This window comes from Williamsia sp. D3 (assembly GCF_000506245.1).
GTDB classification, from domain to species: domain Bacteria; phylum Actinomycetota; class Actinomycetes; order Mycobacteriales; family Mycobacteriaceae; genus Williamsia; species Williamsia muralis.
Map to the genome: position 1 here is coordinate 1 of NZ_AYTE01000025.1, position 18,344 is coordinate 18,344.

15 protein-coding genes, 1 tRNA gene, 1 other RNA gene and 1 pseudogene are annotated in these 18,344 nt (G+C 65.6%); 14 read left to right on the forward strand and 4 right to left on the reverse strand.

The window, feature by feature from the left end; translation table 11 throughout:
- Positions 1–399 precede the first annotated feature (399 nt).
- Positions 400–1,377: a tRNA glutamyl-Q(34) synthetase GluQRS gene (gluQRS, locus tag W823_RS45040; RefSeq protein ID WP_081729792.1), complete on the reverse strand. Its 978-nt coding sequence runs from the start codon at positions 1,375–1,377 to the stop codon at positions 400–402.
- Between the two features lies 1 nt (position 1,378).
- Here gluQRS and W823_RS45045 point away from each other — a divergent pair, with 1 nt between their 5' ends.
- From W823_RS45045 to W823_RS45055, 3 genes are all read left to right on the forward strand, one after another.
- Positions 1,379–2,419, forward strand: a complete 1,041-nt coding sequence (locus tag W823_RS45045; RefSeq protein WP_031332495.1) for an ATP-dependent DNA ligase — start codon at positions 1,379–1,381, stop codon at positions 2,417–2,419.
- Positions 2,416–3,462, forward strand: a complete 1,047-nt coding sequence (gene ligD, locus W823_RS45050; protein WP_038253487.1) for a non-homologous end-joining DNA ligase — start codon at positions 2,416–2,418, stop codon at positions 3,460–3,462. The genes W823_RS45045 and ligD overlap by 4 nt, the downstream gene beginning before the upstream one ends.
- A gap of 134 nt (positions 3,463–3,596) precedes the next feature.
- Positions 3,597–5,321, forward strand: a complete 1,725-nt coding sequence (locus W823_RS45055; RefSeq protein WP_023959072.1) for a sodium:proton antiporter — start codon at positions 3,597–3,599, stop codon at positions 5,319–5,321.
- 72 nt (positions 5,322–5,393) lie between these two features.
- Here the strand turns inward: W823_RS45055 and W823_RS45060 are convergent.
- Positions 5,394–5,482, reverse strand: a tRNA-Ser gene (locus W823_RS45060).
- A gap of 94 nt (positions 5,483–5,576) precedes the next feature.
- Here W823_RS45060 and ffs point away from each other — a divergent pair.
- The 4 genes from ffs (at position 5,577) to W823_RS45075 (ending at position 9,754) form a co-directional block, all read left to right on the forward strand.
- An RNA gene (gene ffs / locus W823_RS57335) (signal recognition particle sRNA small type) lies at positions 5,577–5,671 on the forward strand.
- 65 nt (positions 5,672–5,736) lie between these two features.
- Complete coding sequence (locus tag W823_RS45065) at positions 5,737–7,017, forward strand: aminotransferase class I/II-fold pyridoxal phosphate-dependent enzyme (protein WP_031332496.1); 1,281 nt, start codon at positions 5,737–5,739, stop codon at positions 7,015–7,017.
- A 40-nt stretch (positions 7,018–7,057) separates the two neighbouring features.
- On the forward strand, positions 7,058–8,410 hold the full coding sequence (locus W823_RS45070; RefSeq protein WP_023959075.1) for a glycosyltransferase 87 family protein: 1,353 nt from the start codon (positions 7,058–7,060) through the stop codon (positions 8,408–8,410).
- A gap of 30 nt (positions 8,411–8,440) precedes the next feature.
- Positions 8,441–9,754 carry a glycosyltransferase 87 family protein gene (locus tag W823_RS45075; protein WP_023959077.1) on the forward strand — a complete coding sequence of 438 codons (1,314 nt, stop codon included), beginning with the start codon at positions 8,441–8,443 and terminating at the stop codon, positions 9,752–9,754.
- A 20-nt stretch (positions 9,755–9,774) separates the two neighbouring features.
- On the opposite strand, the pseudogene W823_RS45080 reads toward W823_RS45075, so the two are convergent.
- Positions 9,775–10,481 (reverse strand): annotated as a pseudogene (locus tag W823_RS45080) (GntR family transcriptional regulator).
- Positions 10,478–11,002, reverse strand: coding sequence for an HD phosphohydrolase-like protein (locus tag W823_RS45085; protein WP_023959079.1), 525 nt, complete (start codon positions 11,000–11,002; stop codon positions 10,478–10,480). Before W823_RS45085 ends, W823_RS45080 begins: the two are co-directional and overlap by 4 nt.
- A gap of 98 nt (positions 11,003–11,100) precedes the next feature.
- Between W823_RS45085 and W823_RS45090 the strand changes: the two genes are divergently transcribed.
- From W823_RS45090 to W823_RS45120, 7 genes are all read left to right on the forward strand, one after another.
- Positions 11,101–12,228 carry a TIGR03364 family FAD-dependent oxidoreductase gene (locus tag W823_RS45090; RefSeq protein ID WP_023959081.1) on the forward strand — a complete coding sequence of 376 codons (1,128 nt, stop codon included), beginning with the start codon at positions 11,101–11,103 and terminating at the stop codon, positions 12,226–12,228.
- 14 nt (positions 12,229–12,242) lie between these two features.
- Positions 12,243–12,923 carry a phosphonatase-like hydrolase gene (locus W823_RS45095; protein WP_023959083.1) on the forward strand — a complete coding sequence of 227 codons (681 nt, stop codon included), beginning with the start codon at positions 12,243–12,245 and terminating at the stop codon, positions 12,921–12,923.
- A gap of 79 nt (positions 12,924–13,002) precedes the next feature.
- Positions 13,003–14,061 carry a 2-aminoethylphosphonate ABC transporter substrate-binding protein gene (locus W823_RS45100; protein WP_023959085.1) on the forward strand — a complete coding sequence of 353 codons (1,059 nt, stop codon included), beginning with the start codon at positions 13,003–13,005 and terminating at the stop codon, positions 14,059–14,061.
- Positions 14,062–14,063: 2 nt separating this feature from the next.
- A complete protein-coding gene (locus W823_RS45105; protein WP_023959087.1) occupies positions 14,064–15,227 on the forward strand; it encodes an ABC transporter ATP-binding protein in 1,164 nt (387 codons plus the stop codon).
- Entirely contained in the window at positions 15,224–16,135 is a 912-nt protein-coding gene (locus W823_RS45110; protein ID WP_023959089.1) for a 2-aminoethylphosphonate ABC transporter permease subunit, read from the forward strand. Before W823_RS45105 ends, W823_RS45110 begins: the two co-directional genes overlap by 4 nt.
- Entirely contained in the window at positions 16,113–16,910 is a 798-nt protein-coding gene (locus W823_RS45115; protein ID WP_023959091.1) for an ABC transporter permease, read from the forward strand. The genes W823_RS45110 and W823_RS45115 overlap by 23 nt, the downstream gene beginning before the upstream one ends.
- A gap of 65 nt (positions 16,911–16,975) precedes the next feature.
- The coding region (locus W823_RS45120; RefSeq protein WP_023959093.1) for a DNA polymerase III subunit gamma and tau at positions 16,976–18,344 on the forward strand (1,369 nt) is incomplete at its 3' end.

Consider the following 18,344-nt stretch of genomic DNA (forward strand, 5'->3'; position numbering starts at 1 on the left):
TACCCAGGTCCGGGTTCGGCGGGGGATTGTTGCCCGGGTAGTTGGGGTCGGGGCCTGGGTACTGCGGTCCGCTCATGACGTTCGTTTCCTCTCGCGGCGAAGGCACGCTTCGCACCTACCTGATGGTCGTGACGAGTCTAAACCGGACAAAGGTGGGTTGCCGGTTGTTTGGACCCCTGAGGGGTGTCTAGCCAGCGTTGATTCGAGTAAGCGATCATCGACCGTCACTTGGCGTTTGAGCAGGTCAGTCGATTTTCGGCGTCCATCGGTTGCCTGCGTCTGCGGCGATCACCGTTTACCGGCACCGTGAATCCAAGGCCGGATCGCTATTCCATTCGAATGATCGCTCGGCGTGCCGTCTGCCCGTGGACTTCTCATGGCGCGGCGTTCTGGTGCCGATCAGCAACTCAGCATTGCGCTCGGTTCGAGGACCCAGGGATCGCGTGGCAGATCGTCGGGATCGAATCGGGCGAGCAGCTGATCGCTGGTCACCGGTTCGTTCGGGGCTGCCATATTCAACGACGCGGCGATGAGTGACAGAACACGCTGTGTGTCAATGCCGCCCAGGGCCAGGTCCGACAACGTGACAGCGCCGTCGCGTTTGGCGAGCCTTGCGCCCTCCGTGTTGAGGACCAGTGGCACATGGGAATAGGCCGGTGGCGAAATGTGAAGCAGCGTGGCCAGATAACTCTGTCGAGGAGCTGAGTTGAGGAGGTCGTCGGCACGAACCACCTGATTCACTCCCTGGGCGTCGTCGTCGATGACCACGGCCAGGTTGTATGCCGGTGTGCCATCGCCGCGGCGGAGGACGAAGTCGTCGACCATGCCGGTATGACTGCCGAGAAGTGTGTCGACGACGGTGAACTCGGCAACCTCCGCGCGAAGCCGGATGGCCGGCGGGCGGCCGGTATCGCGTTTGGCTTGTCGTTGCGCTTCGGAGAGGTCGCGGCAGGTCCCCGGATAGGCGCCCGCCGGCGCATGCGGGGCCGACGGGGCCTCGAGGATCTCGCGTCGAGTGCAGAAGCACTCGTACGTCAGTCCCCGTCGTTGCAGGTCGTCGATGGCGACGTCGTAGGAGAGTCGACGTTGCGACTGCCACATCACCGGAGGGTCCCAGGTGATCCCCAATGCCGCCAGATCGGCGAGCTGCCGGTCTGCTGCCCCCGGTGCCACCCGATCGAGATCTTCCATTCGCACCACGAAGCGTCGGCCGGTGGAACGGGCAAACAACCAGGCGAGCAACGCGGTACGGAGATTGCCGATGTGCAGATCACCCGACGGCGACGGCGCGTACCGTCCCGCACCGCTCGGGCGGCCCGGTTCGTCTCGGCGGCAATCGTTCACCCGAACGAGGGTACAAGTGCAAGGATGGGACATCATGGACCTTCCTGTGATGCCGCCGGTGGTACCGATGCTGGCCAAATCCGCTGCCAAGATCCCCGATGAGACCGGCGCCGCGGTGTGGTCGCATGAGCCCAAATGGGACGGGTTTCGGGCCATCATCTTTCGCGATGGTGATGAGGTGGTCATCGGGTCGCGCGGTGGCAAGGACCTCGGACGGTACTTCCCCGAACTGATCGAGGCGGCCCGAGAGGAATTGCCGGACAGGGTGGTTGTCGACGGTGAGATCGGCGTACAGGCCGATCTCGGTGGGGTTCGCCGGCTCAGCTGGGACGCCCTGTCCATCCGGATCCATCCCGCGAAATCCCGGGTCACGATGCTCGCCGAGCAGACCCCGGCGATGTTCATCGGGTTCGACGCACTGGCCACCGGCGACAGGGATCTCACCCGGGAGCCGTTCTCCACCCGCCGCGAGGTCCTCCTCGAATCGATCCCCGGCGCCGGACGTTGCCGGGTGAGTCGGGTGACCACCGATGCCGACCTTGCGCAGAACTGGTTCTCCGAGTTCGAAGGCGCAGGTCTCGACGGCGTCGTCAGCAAGCGCCTCGACGGGATCTACCTGCCGGGCAAGCGGGAGATGATCAAGGTCAAGCACAAGCGCAGCGCCGACTGCGTGTTGATCGGGTACCGCGTCCACAAGAGTGGTACCGGTCTGGGTTCGATGTTGCTGGGGCTCTACAGAGACGGTGATCTCCGCATGGTCGGCGGAGCCGGCGCGTTCTCGGACGCGAAGCGAATCGAGTTGCAGGAGACGCTCGAACCGATGCGGCTCGACCCCGACAACGTCGCCGAGGGTGAACCGAGCCGCTGGAAAGAGAAGGGGTCGTCGCAGTGGATCCCCATCCGCCCAGAACTTGTCGTCGAGGTCGCCTACGACCAGATGGAGGGCGACAGGTTCCGGCACACCGTGCAATTCGTGCGGTGGCGTCCCGACCGTGAACCCGAGAGCTGCGGCTATGAACAACTCGAGGTGCCGCTCACCTACGACCTATTCGATGTCCTGGAGGGACAAGACTGATGGCGAAAGCTCCGGCCGAAGAACTCGATGTCGACGGAACCGCGGTGCGGTTGTCCAACCCTGACAAGATCTACTTCCCCCAGCTCGGCGAAAACGGCGGCCGCAAAAGGGATTTGGTGGAGTATTACCGCACGGTGGCGCTGCAGGGTGCGATGTTGACGGCCCTGCGCGACCGGCCGACCTTCTTACAGCGTTTCCCCGACGGCATCGAAGGTGAAGAGATCTACCAGAAGCGTGTGGCGGCCAAACGCCCCGACTTCGTGGAGTCGACGCCGATCACCTTTCCCTCCGGCCGCAAGGCCGACGCCATCCGGACCACCAGCGCGCCGGTCATCGTGTGGGCGGCCAATCTGGGGACTGTCACATTTCATCCGTGGCCCACGATCGCCCCGGACAACGACCATCCCGACCAGCTCCGGATCGACCTCGATCCGCAGCCGGGCACGGACTTCGCCGACGCGCGCCGTGTTGCCATCGACGTGTTGCGGCCACTGCTCGACGAATTGGGTCTCGTCGGTTTCCCCAAGACCTCGGGCGGACGCGGTCTGCACGTGTTCGTGCCCATCGAGCCGCGCTGGGATTTCATCGAGACCCGGCGTGCGGTGATCGCACTGGCGCGTGAGCTCGAACGCCGCGACAGTGCGTCGGTCACCACCTCGTGGTGGAAAGAAGAGCGCGGAGAGCGGCTCTTCATCGACTTCAATCAGAACGCCCGCGACCGCACGATGGCCGCCGGATATTCGGCGCGGCGCACCCCGACGGCGACGGTGTCGACCCCGGTGACCTGGGAGGAACTGGCCGACGTCGATCCCCTGGACTGCACCATCGCCACTGTCCCGGCGCTGCTGAAACGCCGGGGAGATCCCATGGCGGACATCGGCGATCATCCTGGGAGTCTCGAGCCGCTGCTCGAATGGGTGGCGCGCGACGAGAAGGACGGGCTGGGCGACATGCCCTATCCGCCGAGCTACCCGAAGATGCCGGGTGAACCCAAGCGTGTGCAGCCGTCGAGGGCGCGTCACGACGATGAGTCGGAGTCCTGAGCCGTTCGTTTTGTCCCCGTGAGACCCGGCCGAGGGTGTACTGCCCTCGGCGGACCGTCACGGGGACGATCTGTGCGCGCGACCATACGACTTCACGGCGAGCAGACTCGGACATCACCTGACAGAATCCGGCCATGGAACTGCTGCTTCTGGTACTTCTCGGCGCGGTTGTCGTCACGGCGTTCGCGGATCGTCGCGGAATGCAGCCCGCGCTCATCATTCTGGTGGTCGGACTCCTGGTGTCGTTCATCCCCGGTCTGCCCCGGGTGGAGCTCGAGTCCGACATCCTGCTGACGGTGGTGTTGCCGCCATTGCTCTACTCGGCGGCGCTGAACTTCTCGTTCCCGAGCTTCCTGCGCAACATCAAACCGATCCTCGGTCTCGGCGTGGCCATGGTGGTGGTCACGGCGTTCGCGGTGGGAGCCGTTGCCACGGTCGCCATCCCGGAGTTCACCTTCCTTCTCGCACTGTTACTCGGGGCCATCGTCGCGCCGCCCGACGCCGTCACCGCTGTCGCGATCGGCCGCAAACTCGGCCTGCCGAAGCGCGTGATGGCCATCCTGACCGGCGAGTCCCTGGTGAACGACGCAGCCGCGTTGTCGTTGTTCGCGATCGCCGTGTCGCAGATCGCGCACACCCACGCGTTCATCGGGAATCCGTTGCTGCTCTTCAGCTACAGCGCGGTGCTCGGGCCCGTCGTCGGGATCCTGATCGGGTTCGGCACCCTGTGGATCCGGCGTCACCTGCAGAATCCGGCGCTGGAAACGGTTCTCGGCTTCACCGTCCCGTTCGCGGCTTTTGTTGCCGCCGAACACATCCATGCGTCCGGGGTGCTCGCGGTGGTGATCGCCGGATTCGTGGTCGGGTCGGGTTCGGTTCATGCCGGCTACCAGACTCGTCTGCAGGAGCGCTATGTGTGGAACTCGGTGGATGTGCTCCTGGAAGCATTTGTGTTCGCCTACATAGGTTTACAGCTCAGGTTCATCATCGACGAGCTGCGAGAGGCGCGTGAGTCGCTCGTCGGGGTGGCGGTGGCCTCGGTTGTTGTCCTGCTCGTGGTGCTTGTCATCCGCCCGTTCGCCGTGTTCCTCATGTTCGGCCGGGGCTTGTTGCAACGGCACGTCGAGAAGACGGTCAGCTCGTCGCAGATCGCTGCGGGCCCTCGCGTTCCTCGACGGATCAGTGAGTCGGGCAGAGATCCGACCGCCAAGCGTGAGAAGAAACGGCCGGCCGCCGTCAAACGCCTGACCGCCTCGATGGACAAGCGGACGCTGACCTTCCAGGAGAGTCTGGTGGTGTCGTGGACGGGTATGCGCGGTGTGGTGACGTTGGCTGCCGCGTCCGGCATCCCGGCGACCCTGGAATCGGGGGAGCCGTTCCCGGAGCGTGCTGCGATCCAGGCGATCGCGTTTGTGGTCGCGGTGGGCACCATCTTGATCCAGGGGACCAGCCTGCCCTGGCTCATCGCACGCCTGCATCTGCACTCCGAGGAGGAAGAGCAGTACGCAGCTCGCGAGACGTCAAAGGCGGAGAGCATCGTGCACTTCGCGGGCGACGGGGTCATCGAGGACTTTGTGGCCGAACCGCCCGCCACCCTGGATGCGAAGACGGTCGAGTTCATCCGGTCGACCGTCGCGCGCCAGGTGCGTGATGCCGAGGAGATGCCCGACCCCGAAGCGCACACCGAGCGTGCGGAGACGTTCGCCAAGCTCTACCGGGAGGTGCTGGCGGCGCAGCGTCATGCCCTGATTGCCAGCCGTGATGCCGGTGAGGTGGACGACGAAGCCGTTCGCGCGATGCTCGAACGTCTCGATCTGCAGGAAGCCGGTCTGTCGGCGAGGCTCGAAAGCCGCCTCTGACTTCCCGAAATGGTGGGTTCGGGTGAGGCTCACCTGGGCGAATGCTCACCCGAAGCCACCACTTTCGGAAGTTGGCGGAGGATAGGGGATTCGAACCCCTGAGGGCTGTTAACCCAACCCGCGTTCCAGGCGAGCGCCATAGGCCACTAGGCGAATCCTCCGTGGGGGAGCTTACCGGTCGCGAGGTGACCTGCCAAAAACGGGCTGGTGAGGTGACCAGTTTCCGGCACCGCGCACCGGGCGGCTACACTCGATCCCGGATCCCGCGCGGCGTGCATCCTGTGAACTCCCCCAGGGCCGGAAGGCAGCAAGGGTCAGCGGGCTCTCTCGGGTGCGCGGGGTCCCCTACTTTGTTCCCCAGCGAAGCGCGCGATGACAGTTCCGGGGCAGGTGTGGTTCCGGGCGAAAGGCCGACGTGAACTACCACTCGATGAGTGCCGACCAGCTGACCGCCACCAGGTCCGAGCTGCGCGATCAGTATCAGCGACTCGCCGAAGCGGGCCTGAACCTCGACCTCACCCGCGGTAAACCGTCACCGGAACAACTCGACCTCTCCGCGGATCTGCTGTCGTTGCCGGGAGCCGATGTCTACCGCGACGGCAAGGGCACCGACTGCCGCAACTACGGCGGTCTCACCGGATTGCCCGAGCTTCGTGCCATCTTCGGTGAACTGCTGGGAATCCCCACCGACAATCTGCTGGCGGGCGGCAACGCCAGCCTCGAATACATGCACGATCTGGTCATCTTCGGTTTGCTGCACGGCACGCCGGACTCGACGGCTCCCTGGGGGCAGGGCCCGATCAAGTTCCTGTGCCCGTCCCCGGGCTACGACCGGCACTTCGCGATCACCCAGTCCTACGGCATCGAGATGATCACCGTGCCGATGAACCCGGACGGCCCCGACGTTGCGGTGTGTGCCGAACTGGTGGCAGCAGATCCACAGATCAAGGGCATGTGGTGCGTACCGACGTACTCCAACCCCACCGGTGCCACCTACAGCCCCGAGGTGAGCAAGGCGCTGATGTCGATGGCGGCCGCGGCACCGGACTTTCGCATCTTCTGGGACAACGCGTACGCGGTGCACACCCTGCAGGAGACGCCGCCCGAGCCGGTGGACGTGCTGGGACTGGCGGCGGCCGCGGGCAATCCGAACCGCCCCTACGTCTTCGCCTCGACCTCCAAGATCACCTTCGCCGGTGCGGGCGTGGCTTTCTTCGGTGGTTCGGCCGACAACCTGGCCTGGTACCAGCGGCACGCGAGCATCAAGACGATCGGCCCCGACAAGCTCAACCAGCTCAGGCACCTGCGCTACTTCGGTGATGCCGACGGCGTGCGCCGACAGATGGCCAGGCACCGCGACCTGCTGCTGCCCAAGTTCGCGCTGGTGCTGCAGATCCTCGAGGACCGGCTCGGCGCGGCGAAGGTCGCGTCGTGGACCGAACCCGAAGGCGGTTACTTCATCAGCCTCGACGTTGTCGACGGCACCGCGACCAAGGTCATCGACCTGGCCAAGAAGGCCGGCATCTCACTGACCGCGGCTGGGTCGACCTTCCCGTACAAGCGCGATCCCGACGACCGCAACATCCGTCTCGCCCCGACTTTTCCGGGGCTGGAAGAGCTGCGGTTGGCGATGGACGGGGTGGCCACCTGTGTGCTGCTCGCCGCAGCCGAGAAATTGCTCGAAGACCACAGCTGACATCACGCAGGAACCCTCGCTCGGTGAGCGAGAAGGGCCGATGCTCGAGAAAGGCGCATCCCGGTTGGGCATCGAGTCGGCTCCGCACGTCCGTTCGCCGGAGCGCGCAGCAGTGACAAATGGCCCGGTGTTGCCGAGGCCCGCCGTTGTTGTCGTGGTGTCCCTCGCGCTCGGCCTGCTCGCGGTGTATCTGCAACATCTGGCCGTCCCGATCGACACCCCGTACTGGGGAGTCTTCGGTAACCAACTCGACCTGGCGGTGTATCGAGAAGGCGCGCAAGCGGTACTCGACGGTGACCGCCTGTACGAGGCCAAACTCGTGGGCGTCATGGATTACACCTATGCGCCGGTATCGGTGATCCTGTTCATGCCGTTCGCGGCGATGTCGCTTGAACTCGCGCGGATCGTCTGGATGGTCGGCATCTTCGTCGCTCTGTATCTCTGTATCACTCTGAGCTTCAAAAGCCTGCGGTATCAGATCAATTGGTCGGTTCGGATCTTCGCCGGCGCCCTTGTCCTGGTGAGCGCGCTGATGGAGCCGGTCCGCACCACCATGTGGTACGGCCAGATCAACGTGTTCCTCATGCTGCTCATCCTCTGGGATCTCCTGCAGAGCAGGCACAGTCGCATCCGCGGTCTCGGGGTAGGGATCGCTGCTGGGATCAAGCTGACGCCCCTGATCTTCGTGTTCTATCTCCTGATCAACCGCAACTGGCGCGCGGTGTGGCTGGCGGGTGCGGGGTTCGTGGGCACCATCGCGCTCGGGTTCGCGGTGATGCCCCGTGATTCCTGGAAGTACTGGAGCGGGACGTTCATCGACTCCAAGCGGGTCGGTGCCCCCAACACCGTCGGCAATCAATCGATCAGGGGAGCGTTGGCGAACCTGTGGCAGACCGATGCACCCAACCCGCTGGTGTGGATCACCTTGGCCGTTGCAGCGCTCGCGCTCGGGATGACTGCGGCCTCACTGGCCCATCGAGCCGGACATGAGCTGCTCGCCGTCACCCTCGTCGGTATGACGGGGACCGCGGTGTCGCCGATGTCGTGGGGACACCACTGGGTGTGGTTCGTCCCGGCCCTCGTGATCGGAATCCACCTGACGCTGCAGGCGCGGGGTGCGGTGGCCACAGCGCTGGCGGCGACAGCGGTGGTCGCATTGCTGGCGACGACATTCATCTGGCGCACCTACCGTTCGTATCCGGTTCTGCAGATCGAACGGGTCCTGCCGGACGGTTACTTCACCGGGCTGTACCACAAGGTCGGCATCCCTGAGCTGCGCTGGTTTACCTATGACCCTTACAACTGGGTGTTCGTGGTGACAGCGGTGGCTGCCATCGTGTGTCTCGTCGTGAGGCGTCGCGTCGACGCTCCGGAGCCGGTCGCGGCGGGTTAGCATCCCTGGACACGGGGTGAGGAGTTATGGGTGACAGCGGATCAAGCGCGCGCTGAGACAACGGACGACACGAGGGCGCAGCAGCGGTTTCCGAGTCACCCACTTCTGCTGATCGCGTTTGTGGTGGGCGCGGCCATTGCGCTGCTCGTGCAAGTTCGGTTCATTCCTCTGGACGCCCCCATCTTCGGGTTGTTCAAGAACCAGGTCGACCTCGACGTGTACCGCGCCGGGGCTCAGCACCTGTTGCATGGCCGGCAGCTGTACGACTTGCCGATGCTCCGGAACGGCCTGCTGTACACCTACACCCCGTTCTCGACCATCGTCTTCCAGCCTTTCGGCTGGATGAGCGCCGAGATGGCCGTGGACGTCTGGAGTGGCCTCATCTTCGTCACCCTGTACTGGGTCATCGTGGCCTCGTTCCGGAGTCTGGGCTACGAGATGAGCTGGTCGCTGGCCATCGTGGCCGCGGCGATGGTCTGTGCCGTCACCTTGATGGAGCCGGTCCGCACCACGATCTGGTACGGGCAGATCAACGTCTTCTTGATGGCGATAGTCCTATGGGATCTGCTTCGGCCAGATGGCAGTCGGCTCAAGGGCATCGGTGTGGGTGTCGCGGCGGGCATCAAGCTGACCCCCGCGTTCTTTGTCGTCTACCTTGCCGTCACGAGACGGTGGCGCGCGGTGGTCGTGGTGGTCGCGACATTCGGCGCCACGATCCTGATCGGCTTCCTCGCGACGCCCCGGCAGTCGTGGAACTACTGGACCGACCGGGTGGTGAACTCCGACCGCGTCGGCCCCACAGACGCTCCCAGCAATCAGTCGATCAAGGGCGCCCTGGCCACGGTGTTCGATACGACCACGCCCAGCAACGTGCTGTGGATTGCGTGTTCTGCACTCGCGGTCGTCCTCGGGATCGGTGCAGCCTGGCTGGCGCACCGTGCGGGCCAGGAGCTGCTCGCCCTGTGCCTGACCGGGATGACCACTGCGGCAGTGTCACCTTTCAGCTGGGGCCATCACTGGGTGTGGTTCGTACCCCTGCTGGTGTTCGCGGTGCATCTGCCCATCGCGGCGTGGCGCGCCGGGTCACGACCACTCGCCGGATTGTTGTGCCTCGCTCCGCCCGCTCTCTTCACCGCCGTGTTCATCTGGCGCAACTACCTCCCTGGAGGCGCCCTGGGCTTCAAGCCCTTCTACGGCACCGGCATGTTCATGACGCCGTTCCCGGACTGGCTCCGATGGTTCTCCGCCGAGCCCTACCTGTGGGTGTTCGGCGTGACCGCGGTGTTGTGCATCGCCGTCTGGGGCCCGGGCGAAGTGCGGGCCAGGGGTGTTGCACGACGTTAACTGTCCGACATCGGAACGGGTCACTCGCGGAGTATTGCCTCGAACGCCATCCGATCGCCGCGATACACGGTCCGCACCCTCTCGATCGGCCGCCCGTCGGTGTCCAGGGAACGCCGGTGCATCAGCAACATGGGCATGGCCGTGGTGGTTTCGAGTAACCGTGCCTCTTGGGGGGAGGGCAGCACGGTCTCGATCCGTTCCAGGGCGCTCCCGAAGACAACACCCGCATTGCGGATGGCCGCATACAGCGACGTGCTGGGATCGAACGTCTCTGTGAAAGAACCGAACCGGGTTTCGGTAGGTACGTGCTCTCCAGACCCAGACGTGCGCCGTCTGCGAGCAACACGCGCTGCAGATGCATCACCTCAGACCCTGCGGGCACCTCGAGGTCGGCGCACATCTCGGCGTCGGCGGGCACGTCTTCCCAGGTGACCAACAGGCGGGCGGGGACTCGTCCCTGACTTTGGGCGCCCTCGGTGTAGGACCGAAGCGACAGTGGCTGAACCAGTTTGGGTGCGGACACCACGGTTCCGCGACCCCGGCGCTCGATGCGGCCCTCGACCAAGAGCTCGTGCAATGCCTGGCGGACGGTCTCTCGCGATACCTCGAACCGCTCGGCGAGTTCGCGCTCCGGTGGCACCGTGTCACCCTCGGTGAGCTTGGCCAGTATCTGTTCGAGTTCGGTGCGCACGAGGTAGTACTTGGGAACGCGCTCCTGTGCGGTCATGACGACGACCGACTGCCGACGCGGCGGGCGACGTCGAGCAGGTCACCGATCGACATCATCGGTGCGCCGGGCACTTTCGCGGCGTCGTCGTACCGGCGCAGCCGAAGCGCATCGGGCCAGCGAGGGTCCTCGAGGTACGCGAGGGAGACCGTCGCACCGCCCTGCGCCCGTAGCGAGTGAATCGAGGTACCCGACAACGTTCCCGCATACCCGGGGGCGGTCGCGGCAAGATGGCGCTTGGCGGCGACGTGGGCTCCGGCGAGCCAACCCACACGGGGTCCGAAGCGCGGCGTCAGCCACTGTTCTGCCGCCCGGTCATGGTGTTCGGCAGCGGCCGCGCCGAGCAGGGGACTGTGGCCGACGTCGTGAAGTGCTGTGGCCAGTGTCAATTCGTCATCGGCGTTGTCCATGGTGGCGAGGTGGGCCGCCTGCAATGCGTGGTCCAGTTCGTCCACGGCCTCTTCGTCCCACACGCCCCGCAGTGATCGCAATACGGCCTCGGTCTCCCCGATCGAATCCATGCCCCCAGCATAGCCCCAATTGGTCTATACCAATTGTTAACCCGAAGTTCGCGCATTGGTCCTTTATTGGTCTAGACCAATCGGGAAGGGTGAACGGCATGCGAGTGATGATTGTCGGCGGTGGGATCCTGGGCACTGCCCATGCGTGGGCCGCGTTGCGGCGCGGACATGAAGTGTTTCACGTGGAGCGCGAAGCGGAGGCGCGAGGCGCCACGGTCCGGAACTTCGGCCTTGTCTGGGTGTCGGGGCGGTCGTCGGCCGAACTGTCGATGGCCCAGCGCTCTCGCGACCTCTGGGCCGAGATCGGTGGCTTGGTAGCCGATGTCGGGTTCCGCGACATCGGATCGATCACTCTGGTCCGCACCGCGGCGGAACTCTCGGTGGCCGAGGAGATGGTCAGCCGGGCCGATGCCACAACCCGCGGCTTCGAACTCCTCACCCCCGACGACGTGATGCGGAAGAACCCGGCGTTGCGGGGCGACTTCATCGCCGGGTTGTACTGTTCCCGCGACGCCGCAGTCGAGTCGCGACAAGCACTTCCGGCACTGCGCGCGTACTTGTCGGAGTCCGGACGTTATCGGTTCGAGTCAGGCACCGAGATCCGTGGTGTCGAGCGCACGGGATCTGGTGTGAGTGCCCGGGATGACAGGGGTCGGACGCACACCGCTGATGCCATCATCGTGTGCCCCGGAGCGGCGCATGGTGGTCTGGCCCGAGAACTGGCAGGGGACATGCCGGTTCGCCGGGTGCGGTTGCAGATGATGCAGACCGCGCCGTTGGGCGAAACGCTCACCACGGCGATCGCGGATGCGGACAGCTTCCGCTACTACCCGGCATTCGCGGGAGAGAACCTCGACCGTCTCCGGAACACGCAGCCGCAGAATCCGATTGCCGACACCCACAAGATGCAGTTGCTGTGTGTTCAGCGACTGCACGGCGGCCTGACCATCGGCGACACGCACGAGTACGCCGAACCGTTCGGGTTCGACGTCACCGAGGACCCCTACCGGCTGCTCGGCGATGTGGTCGAGGGATTTCTCGGACGCAAGCTACCGCCGGTCGTGCGCCGCTGGGCGGGCGTGTACTCGCAGTGCGTTGACCCGGAGGCGATCGTGCACCGCGTCCAGGTCGCGGACGGCATCTGGGTGGTCACCGGTCCAGGAGGCCGGGGGATGACCCTGGGTCCGGCCATCGGCGAACAAACCATCGACCTCATCGACTCTTGAAGGGACGTAGAACATTGAGCGACAACTCGATTCGCCTGGCCGTACTCGACATGGCAGGCACCACGGTGGCCGACGACGGCCTCGTGATGAAAGCCTTCGAGGCGGCGGCCTCGGCAGCGGGCATCCCCGACTCGGGCCCGGAGCACGAAGCGGCCCGTCGATACGTCATCGACACCATGGGGCAGTCGAAGATCACCGTCTTCCGCGCCCTGGTCGACTCGGAAGATCGGGCACAACAGGCGAACCGGGCATTCGAACAGGCGTATGACGCGCTGATCGACGGTGGTGCTGCGGCCCCGATCGACGGCGCGGTGGCAGCCATCGGACGCCTGCGTGAAGCGGGCGTGAAGGTCGCGCTCACCACCGGCTTCAGCAAGCCCACCAAAGACCGGTTGCTCAAGGCCCTCGGATGGGAGTCGATCGCGGATCTGACCCTGGCGCCCTCGGAAGCCGGGCGTGGGCGTCCCTACCCCGACCTCATCCTGAGTGCTCTGCTCCGCTTGGAGATCGACGACGTTCGCCAGGTTGCGGTGTTGGGCGACACCGCAAACGACATTGTGAGCGGGCACCGCGCCGGGGCCGGTGTTGTGGCAGGAACGCTCACGGGGGCACATGACGAAGGTCAATTGCGTGCCGCAGAACCGACTCACCTCGTCCCGACGGTTGCCGACTTCGCCGACCTCCTGATCGGTTGAGCCGGTTGCCATGTCGATCGCCTCACCTCACGAATCATCCCCAGCCCTCACGCGACCACACGACACCCAAGGAAAAGCAATGCGCATGACGCCGCGTCACCCCCGCCCGTCCCGACTCATCGCGATCACAGCTGCTGCTGTTGCGTTGTCACTCACCGTCGCGTGCGGCGGCACCGGTTCGTCGAGCACAGACGGCAAGACCGTCACCGTCTACAGTGCCGACGGACTCGCCTCCTGGTACGAGTCCGAGTTCAAGAAGTTCACCGACGACACCGGCATAGCGGTCAATGTCGTCGAGGCAGGCTCGGGCGAGGTGGTCTCCCGGGTCCAGAAGGAGCAATCCAACCCGCAGGCCGACCTGCTCGTCACCTTGCCTCCGTTCATCCAGAAGGCCGACGCCGATGGGCTGCTGGTGGAAACCGATGTGGACACCACCGGTGTGGCACCCGAAAGTATCGGTCCGGCAAACAAATACGTGTCCGTGGTGAACAATTACCTCACCTTCATCGCCAATCCGGGAGCCGAGCCCCCGCCCCAGACGTGGGACGACCTGCTCGATCCGCGGTTCAAGGGAAAGATCCAGTACTCCACACCCGGTCAAGCCGGTGACGGCACGGCTGTGCTGTTGCTGTTGCAGCACCTCCTCGGAAAGCAAGGCGCCCTGGACTATCTGAAGAAGCTGCAGGCAAACAACGTCGGGCCGTCGAGTTCCACCGGGAAACTCCAGCCCAAGGTCAGCAATGGCGAGCTCCTGGTGGCCAACGGTGACGTGCAGATGAACCTGGCGTCGATCCGTGACGATGGATCGAAGTTCGAATTGTTCTTCCCCGCAGCGGCGGACGGCACCCGTACCACCGTGTCGCTGCCCTACGTCGCAGGCGTCACCAAGGGAGCGCCACACACCGACGAAGCAGAGCAACTGCTCGCGTTTCTGCTCTCGCAGGACGTCCAGAACGACGTGGGCGGGGCGGCGATGGGCGTCTCGGTACGCACCGACGTGCAGCCCGCAGGCGGCGACGGCGGGCTCACCCCCGCGAAGGTGATCGAGGGAGTCGAGATCTGGAATCCGGACTGGAACGCGGTGCTGGCCGACCTCGACGCCGATATCGCCGCCTATCAGCAGGCCACCGGTAACTGATCATGACCGACCCCATCGCTGCTGCCGGTTCGAGGACGCTCTCAGCACGTGCGCTCACGAAGACCTCGACGGCTCCGGCCATCAGCTTCGACCGCGTGACGGTCACCTACGGGCGCGGCAAGAAGGCTACCGATGCGCTGGTCGACTTCAGCCTGCGGGTGACCAAGGGCGAGACCGTGGCTCTGCTGGGACCGAGTGGGTCGGGCAAGTCGACCGCGCTCAAGGCGCTGGCCGGGTTCGTCCGCCCCTCCTCGGGCCGGGTACGGCTGAACGATCGCGACGTCACCGACCTCCCGCCGGCCAGGCGGGGGATCGGTGTGGTCGTCCAGTCGTATGCGCTGTTCCCGCACATGCGGGTGGGTGACAACGTCGCATTCGGTCTCCGGGCCCGGCGAGTTCGTGGCGGCGAGCTGAAAAATCGTGTGGCAGAGGCGCTTGCCATGGTGAGTATGTCCGAGTATGTCAACCGTCTGCCGAAAGAGCTGTCCGGAGGTCAACAGCAGCGGGTGGCGATAGCCAGGGCATTGGCCATCCGGCCAGACGTGCTGCTGCTGGACGAGCCGCTCGCGGCTCTCGATGCCCAACTGCGCCAATCGATGCTCGGCGAACTGCAGCGGTTGAGGGACGCGTTGCCGGACACCGCGATGCTGTATGTGACCCACGACCAGAGCGAGGCGCTGGCCTTGGCGGACCGGATCGTGGTGATGCGTGATGCCAGACTGATCGACGTCGACACGGCAGAGAACCTCTGGAACCGCCCGCCGACGACGTTCACCGCAGCATTTCTCGGTGGGGCGAACCTCATACCATGCAAGGTCGGAAGGGTCAGTGGCTCAGCGGCATTGGTCACCGTCGGGGACCTCACGCTGAGCGCGCATGCGCCCGCATCGACCGTGTGGCCGCCCGGCTCCGACGCGTACCTGTGCGTTCGACCGCACACACTCACGGTGGCTTCACCTACGGCGCGGGGTGCGTTGCGGGCGAGGGTCGCCACGCAGGTGTGGCGTGGCGCGTCGACCCGTCTGTCGCTGTCTGTCAACGGACTGCCGGACGCGTTGGTGGAGGCCGACGTTCCCGGACATTCCCACCACCCCACCGGTGCGGAGGTCGGAGTGGTGCTACCTGCTCAGGCGGGCACGCTGGTGCCGGCGGACGCCGCGCGATGACCGCAACGCTCGAGCGTGACCGCACCACGCCACCGCCGTCGCCTCCCCGTCGGGCCGACGGGTACTGGTCACGCATCGCTTGGACCGCAACACCTTTGCTGGTGGTTGCCCTCTTCGCGGTCTATCCGCTGATTCGTGTGCTCCTCAGCTCGACCGAGGGAGCAGGCACCAGCTCATGGAGTGGGGTCCTCGGATCTGAGATCTTCCGCACCGCTCTGATGCGGACGGCCCAGATCGCCATCTGTTCCACCGCCGGGTGCCTGGTTCTGGGGACCTTCGTGGCAGTGGTGCTCGCGTTCGTGCCGTTCCCTGGGTCGCGGGTCGTCGCCAGGCTCATCGACACCGTGCTCGCCTTGCCGTCCTTCTTGATCACCCTGGCCTTCACCTTCCTGTACGGAACGGCAGGCGCCCTGAACGCCCTGATGATGGAGATCACCGGACGCGACACCGCACTGGTCGATTTCCTCAACACGCCGGCGGGGGTCATCGCGGCCGAGATCACCTTCTTCACACCGTTTGTGGTCCGTCCTCTGCTTGCCGCCTTTGCCCTCGTCTCGCGTGAGCAGCTCGATGTCGCGGCCAGTCTCGGCGCCTCGCCCTGGCGAGTACTGCGCACCGTCGTGATGCCCGAGGCGTGGCCCGCCTTGATGGCCGGTGGCAGCCTGGTGTTGCTGCTGACGCTCAACGAGTTCGGCATCGTGCTGTTCACCGGCGCCAAAGACGTTGTGACACTGCCGGTGCTGATCTACACGAGGGGAATCGTCACCTTTGATCTGCCGGGCGCCGCCGTCATCGGCACGGTTCAGGTGGTGTTGTCGCTGACGCTCTATCTGACCTATCGCCTCATCTTCGCCCGACTGCTGAGTGGACGTAAAGGACAACCCGATGTTGTTGTGGACAAGCCGTAGCAAGGCCATCGTCTGGACCGTGTTCGCGATTGTGGTGCTGACCGTGTTCGCGGCACCGATTGCCACGGTGGTGCTCGCCGCGCTGGCAGGGTCGTGGACCGGACCTCTGCCCAGCGACCTCGGGACAACTCACTTCGACCAGGCGATGTCGGGCGACGAACTGGCCAGTGCATCGGTGAGTCTGCAGACCGCCGTGATCTCCGGTGCGATCGCGCTGCTGCTCGGGGCATGGGCGGCCATCGCCGCTCGACGGACCCCGCCCTGGCTGCGCCGGATGACCGACGCCGTGTTCCACCTGCCGATCGCGATCCCCTCGGTGGTTGTCGGGCTGGGAACCCTCATCGCGTTCAATGCCGGGCCGGTCCCCCTGGGCGGCACCACATGGATCGTGATCGTGGCGCACACCGTGCTCGTCCTGGCTTTTGCCTTCAGCGCGGTGTCGGCGGCGCTGGAGCGACTCGATCCCGCGTACGAACAAGCGGCGGAGTCGCTCGGGGCCGGGCCGGTGCGTGTGCTCACCCGGATCACGCTGCCGTTGTTGTTGCCCGCACTGGGCGCCGCCGCCGGCCTGGCGATCGCGCTGTCGATGGGTGAGCTCGGGGCCACCGTGATGGTGTACCCCGCCACCTGGAAGACGCTTCCGGTGACCATCTTCGGCTTGTCCGACCGTGGCCAGGTGTTCTCTGCCGCCGCCTGCACCACGGTTCTCCTCGTCGTCACGCTGGTCGCTCTCCTCGTGCTGGGCAGGATTCGCGGTCGGGTCGTTGCCCGTTGATGTCCGGTGACCACCGTCTTCGGGCGCCGGTGCCGAACGTCGGACCGCGCCGGTAGGCTGCCACCGTGGCTCTCTACCGGACGTATCGACCCGCGACCTTCGCCGAGGTTGTCGGGCAGGAACATGTCACCGAGCCGCTCGGTCGCGCGCTCGACTCCGGCCGCATCAACCACGCGTATCTGTTCTCCGGTCCGCGTGGTTGCGGTAAGACCTCGTCGGCGCGCATCTTGGCCCGGTCGCTCAACTGTGAACAGGGGCCGACGTCCACCCCATGCGGGGTGTGTTCGTCATGTGTGGCCCTGGCCCCGGGTGGCCCCGGCAATCTCGACGTGATCGAACTCGACGCCGCCAGCCATGGCGGTGTCGAAGACACCCGCGAACTCCGCGATCAGGCCTTCTATGCGCCGGCGGAGTCGCGCTACCGGGTGTTCATCATCGACGAGGCGCACATGGTGAGCAACGCGGGATTCAACGCATTGCTCAAGATCGTCGAGGAACCACCCGAGCACCTCATCTTCGTCTTCGCCACCACCGAGCCGGAGAAGGTGCTGCCCACCATCCGCTCGCGCACCCATCACTACCCGTTCCGGCTGTTGGCTCCGGCCGTGATGCGCACCTTGCTCGAACGCATCTGTGCCAGCGAAAAAGTCACGGTGGAGCCGCCGGTGTTCCCCCTGGTGATCCGTGCCGGCGGCGGCTCACCCCGTGATTCGCTCAGCGTCCTGGATCAGCTGCTGGCCGGGGCGTCGGCCGAAGGTGTCACCTACCAGCGCGCACTGACCCTCCTCGGTGTCACCGATGTCGCGTTGATCGACGACGCCGTCAACGCCCTCGCAGACCATGACGGGGCGAAGCTGTTCGGAACCATCGAGTCGGTTGTCGATGCCGGCCACGACCCGCGCCGATTCGCTGTCGACCTCCTCGAACGTCTCCGCGACCTGATCCTGATGGACGCGGTACCCGACGCCGCCGAGCGCGGGCTGGTGGAGGCGCCCGACGACCAGGTCGAGCGGATGACCGAGCAGGTGGCCAAGCTGGCGCCGGGAACGTTGGCGCGTTTCGCCGAGACCGTGCACGACGCGCTCGGTGAGATGCGAGGAACCACGTCGCCGCGTCTCCTGCTCGAGGTGATGTGTGCCCGGATGCTGCTTCCGGCGGCGTCCGACGCCGAGTCTGCGGTGCTGCAACGGATCGAGCGCATCGAGGCGCAGCTGGCGGGAGGCGCGGCGATCCCGGCTGCACCCCTCGGCTCGTCATCGGGAGGGGCGCCGCCAGCGGAACCGCCTCCGAGCAAGTTCGTCCGCGCGTCACAGCGTAAGCAATCCGAGGGCTCGGCCGAATCAACCTCTCCCGCAACCGCTTCGGCGGCGGTTCCCGCACCCTCGCCGATCCCGGCCCCTGCGCCTGAACCCACTCCCACGCCGGAACCGGCGC